Origin of the sequence: Roseicella aerolata (assembly GCF_020523605.1) — a bacterium.
Classification (GTDB): Bacteria; Pseudomonadota; Alphaproteobacteria; order Acetobacterales; family Acetobacteraceae; genus Paracraurococcus; species Paracraurococcus aerolatus.
In genome coordinates, this window is sequence record NZ_JAJAQI010000114.1 from 1 (window position 1) to 4,547 (window position 4,547).

Sequence of the window (4,547 nt, forward strand, 5' to 3'; positions counted from 1 at the left end):
TCCGGTATTCGGTAGCAGTCACACCTCACGGCCCCGCGCGTAGCCGCGGCTACCACCCTAAAATCTCCCGGAATTTGGGAGGTTCAACGCATGAACGAGTTCGTGCTGCCCGGCTTGGTGAAGCGCCGGGCGGAACTGGCCGGGGAACTGGACGCGGCACAGGCCCGGGTGCAGCAGCTTTATGCCGACCTCGCCAGCCTGGACGCAGTGATCCGGCAGTTCGACCCAAGCTACCCGGTGGATGCCATCCAGGCCAAGCGGCCTCGGGCGGTGGCGGTCGGTGAGTTCGTGGATATGGGGCGGACTGTGCTGGACGTGCTGCGCCAGGCGGGGAAGCCTCTGACGATCCCTGCCGTGGCGGAGAGGGTGATCGCGCTGCGCGCCCTGGATGCTGCGAGCGGCGCGGTAAGAAAGGCCGTCGAGAGCAGCGTTGGGCGGGCGCTGCGGCACCAGCGGGTGGCCGGGACGGTGCGAAACGGGGAGAAGATGGGCCGGTCGTCGCTGTGGGCGTTGGTGTCGTAACTTGGTTGCTATGCAATGGCACAGCTTCCTTTCAATAAGCTTGCTTTTTCCCACACCGATGCAAATATTGAGCGCGGCCTTGTGGCCCGAAAGGTTGGATAATGAAGGTGAAACGCCAGGGCGCCGATTACATAGTTGAACCTGAAACCGACGCAGAGGACCGGATACTAGCCGATGCCTCCGCGTCGAGCCGCAGCTTACGTGTTGTTACGCAAGCTTATTCTCAAGCCAGTCATTTACCTGCACCGGCCCTTGACCAGAGTACGGCTTTGTCAAAGTAATGACATAAAGCTGGTCATTATCGTCGAGCAAGTGTGAGAGCGCCTGATATACAGCTTGGGGTGTCTGTTGAGTTGCAATGGCATAGGAAGATTCGGACAGTTTTGCCCATGCGCCCCAGCGCTTGATCGCATCAACGATCTTCGGGCGAACGACTTCCCGCTTCAGGTCATAGGTAACGAGGTACGTAGCCAACTGACATACTCCATCTGTCCACCAGCAGGACAGGCTGCTGGCGGTAGCGGAGCCGCCTTGACCCACGATGCTCCCTTCGATTATAAAGGGGCGCACTACATCGTCGATCCGCGGGCGGCCCGACCATCGCGGATGCTTACCGAAAGGGGACCCTGCCAGGTCCCCTTTTTGGCGTTCATCAAGGCCAAGTAATCACAACCGCCGATTCGTCTCAAGAAAAATTCTCGCCTTGTGGCCGGCCTCTCCCGGCATGATCCTGCCGATCTGGCTGCCGCCCGGAACCCTTCTCCATAGTTCCAGTTTGTTCGCGTAGTTTTCACAGCCTACGCGCGTCTGCGCTGCCAGTACCCCGCCCACACCCGCGAGATCGGATGCCCGAGCGCGGCAGCCGTCGCCAAGCCGTGCAGCGTCCCGTTCGGCCGGCGCCGGGTGTCCTCCCGCCACGCCATCTCGCGGGCATAGGCGCCGAGGTACTTCCCGCTGATGTGGTGGTGCTGGCCTAACTCGGCCCGCCGCAGCCGGGCGAAGTAGCTCTCCGCCTGGTTCGTGCAGGCGCCATCGTCGGAGAAGGCGATGGAGTGGTTAATCCGGCGCGTGTCATACCGGGCGTGCAGCGCATCCCAGCCTGGCGCCTCATCCGCGTAGATCGTGGTGCCGGAGGCCACGCGCTCCCGGATGGTCGGCACCGCATCGTCCTCCCGGCGGAACACGAAGGGCAGCGTCCGGCCGCCCCGCTCCCGCATCACCACCACGACCTGACGCTTGCCTGACTGGTTCTCGGCAAGCCGGCGGTCCTTGCGGTCCTCCTTCCGGTTCTCCTGCCGGACAGTGCCGCCGAAGTAGGCGCCGTCCACCTCGACATGGCCGGAGAGGGTAGTGTCGGCTTGGCTGGAGCCGATGGCCTCCCGCAGCTTGTGCGCCAGGACGAAGGCAGTCTTGTACTGTACGTCCAGGTCGCGCCCGAGTTGAAGGGCGGACAGACCCTTCACGGCGTTGACGAAGATGGCAATGGCGGCGAGGTAGTCCCGGATCGGCAGCTTGCGGTTGGCGAAGATGGTGCCGGAGGTGACGGAGAACTGGTGCTCACACGCCTTGCACTTCCAGATACGGCGCACGGCGTAGGCATAGACTGCGAGGCAGCCGCAGCGGGGACAGGCCGGTTCGCCGCCAGTAGCCGCCCAGCGGATTGCCACGAAGGCCGCGTGCGCCTCATCGTCTGTCATGCGCAGGATGGCAGCAAGGGAGAGGGTGCGGGCTTTGGCAGAGAGGAGGAAGTGCTGGGCCATTTGCCATCATTTCCAGTGCCTATGCACCGATTATGATGGCATTGCGCCGTGCTGGCAATGGCAAACGCATTGGATATGATGGCAAACATCACTGTGAAAGGTGCGTGGATGGCAGAGACGGAAGCGGCGGCCTCGACGGACACGGCCGAGTGGCAGGCTCGGGCAAAGAACCTGCTGAAAGCGGAGTTGAAGCGGCGGGGTGTGACCTATGCCCAGCTTGTCGAGAAGCTGGCCGTTATCGGCGTGCATGAGACGGAACCGAACATCCGCAACAAGATTGCCCGGGGCAGCTTTACCGCCGTGTTCCTGTTGCAGGTCATGGCCGCGATCGGGGCCAAGGAACTGCGAATAGACTAAACCTCTCGCAAGACTTGCGGCCTCCCACAGCGAGGCCGCATTGTAACCGGCGGCGCACTTAGCTGCCGATGCGCGCTCTCAGCAAGGCGATTGGCAGCACTGTGGTTACTCGGCCCACGCGTTCGCAGGTCACTCGCTCCCACATCGGCATGCGTGCCGGCTCTGCTTCTTCGGCTCCGGCAAGGGAAACGGTTAGACCTTCGAGTACGAACATCACCCGCTCCCCGGCCGACAGGGCATGGTCCATGTCCGGTATGAGCGCGCCTGGCACGCGCTGCGATACGATCACCATGAACTCCGTATAAGGAGCGAAGCTAGTCAAGTTGTCCTCCCTAAGCACTGGCGGAGGCAGCGTTTCCCAATTGCTCTCCGCCGTATCCGATGCCTTGGCATAGGCAATCCGGCCTTGCACTCCCTTTAGCCGGATGGGGGCGCCCGTCGCGTTGAACGCAATGAATGAGAACTCAAGTAAGAAATCGCTCGCCAACCGGCCGGCGTCGATGTGGACCCGGCCGAGATAAGTGCCGCGGCTGATCGGGGCGGCCTGCCCGCTCTTCGGCTCCTTAACCGCCGTTGCGCGGCGCTCGCGCAACCGGAGCAGGTAGTCCAGCCAGGCCCCCGCCGTCAGGCCGAGGACAAGCCCCGCCACGAAATCGAAGCTCGATAGTGTCGTCCACGATGCAAGCCAGTTCATGGCTCGCTCCAAATGCGACGACGGCTCGTCGTAAAGTCCGCGCTCCTCAGCGAGCTTGACGAACCACTCACTGCCCACCGTGAGCACGACGGCGCCAGCGCCGCTGGAGAGGATGGTGCGCAGGAGGCGGCGCAAATGCTGCATGCCCCCAAGCATGCCGCCGTGGCGCCGATTCCTCTAGCCGTTGCACCCTTCATGGCGCCTGACCCATCCAAGCACCGATTAGCCAGCTACCGACCAGTGCTGCCGGGAAGCTCAAGGCGGCGAGGAACAGCCCCGCTGCGCATCGCGCCCTTCCGCCACGCGAGCCGACCTCGTATCCGGCGGCAAGGAATGCACAGGCGAGAAGGACGGCGGGGAGTTGGGGAACGATTGGCTTCGCGGGGTCTGGAACGCTCTTTGGGCGTCCGACATCAAATGGACGGACGTAGCGATCGTCCTGTTCACCTTCGGTCAGGTGTGGATCGGCGTGCGACAGTCCCGCATCGCCCGACGCCAAACGGAGATCAGCAACGAGCAAACGCGCATTCAAGAGGAAACGCGAGACATCGCCCTCTCCGCCTTGAACCGTCCCTATCTCATTGTGGATTTCACGATCCACAACATGCAGGAGTGGTACGATGGCGAGGCGCTGCTCAAGTTCGAATTCCGGTTCAGCAACTACGGGGCGAGCCCCGCAATCGTTCGCTACGTCTCGGCGTATGCGTTCTTTAGTAGCGGCAACAGATCCGTTCATGCCCGGGACAACTGGCCAGCCAGGTTTTTCCCACGACCAGAAGAACTGGATGCCTTGTTGTATTACGAGCCGTATTCCAAGATATTCCCTGAGAAAAGGCCGGACCTCAATCTGAAGACCAAGACATTCGGCTTCGCACACGACAATCCCACAGTTGTCCTCCGGCCGGGTGAAGCCGGGCCAGCGTTCGAACAGATTGTGCATCATGTCGGGATGCACCCGCGCGACGAGTGGTTCGTCCGGGGGAGTGGCGCTCTTGCCGACGCTGCCCCATGGCTCATCGGCAGCGTCGATTATGAAGCCGTGTCTGGGCAGAAGCACTGCACGCGCTTCTGCTTTCGCGGCAGGAGCGACGGGGCCGCCGATGAGGTCTACGCAGCCCCATACAACGAGCGCAGTTAGGATATGCCGCGCGCGTCGTTGCGTGCGGCCTTTCACCGCACGCTCCCGTGAGGTGCGGCTGCTACATAAGACCGGA

At 62.5% G+C, this 4,547-nt stretch carries 6 protein-coding genes; 3 read left to right on the plus strand and 3 right to left on the minus strand.

Annotation, left to right across the window (positions count from 1 at the left end; translation table 11 throughout):
- The first annotated feature begins 90 nt into the window (after positions 1-90).
- Complete coding sequence (locus LHA35_RS27850) at positions 91-522, plus strand: hypothetical protein (protein WP_226614526.1); 432 nt, start codon at positions 91-93, stop codon at positions 520-522.
- A gap of 207 nt (positions 523-729) precedes the next feature.
- Here the strand turns inward: LHA35_RS27850 and LHA35_RS27855 are convergent, their stop codons facing one another.
- Together LHA35_RS27855 and LHA35_RS27860 are read right to left on the minus strand one after the other, a co-directional pair.
- The gene (locus LHA35_RS27855) at positions 730-996 is read right to left on the minus strand and encodes a hypothetical protein (protein ID WP_226614528.1); all 267 of its coding nucleotides are present in this window, start codon (positions 994-996) and stop codon (positions 730-732) included.
- A gap of 323 nt (positions 997-1,319) precedes the next feature.
- Positions 1,320-2,282, minus strand: coding sequence for an IS1595 family transposase (locus LHA35_RS27860; protein WP_226614530.1), 963 nt, complete (start codon positions 2,280-2,282; stop codon positions 1,320-1,322).
- Positions 2,283-2,339: 57 nt separating this feature from the next.
- Here LHA35_RS27860 and LHA35_RS27865 point away from each other — a divergent pair, with 57 nt between their 5' ends.
- On the plus strand, positions 2,340-2,639 hold the full coding sequence (locus tag LHA35_RS27865; protein WP_226614533.1) for a DUF6471 domain-containing protein: 300 nt from the start codon (positions 2,340-2,342) through the stop codon (positions 2,637-2,639).
- A 58-nt stretch (positions 2,640-2,697) separates the two neighbouring features.
- Here the strand turns inward: LHA35_RS27865 and LHA35_RS27870 are convergent, their stop codons facing one another.
- Positions 2,698-3,477 carry a hypothetical protein gene (locus LHA35_RS27870; RefSeq protein WP_226614536.1) on the minus strand — a complete coding sequence of 260 codons (780 nt, stop codon included), beginning with the start codon at positions 3,475-3,477 and terminating at the stop codon, positions 2,698-2,700.
- 217 nt (positions 3,478-3,694) lie between these two features.
- Here LHA35_RS27870 and LHA35_RS27875 point away from each other — a divergent pair, with 217 nt between their 5' ends.
- Positions 3,695-4,471 (plus strand): hypothetical protein, encoded by a 777-nt coding sequence (locus LHA35_RS27875; protein WP_226614541.1) that lies wholly within the window; start codon positions 3,695-3,697, stop codon positions 4,469-4,471.
- Positions 4,472-4,547 lie beyond the last annotated feature (76 nt).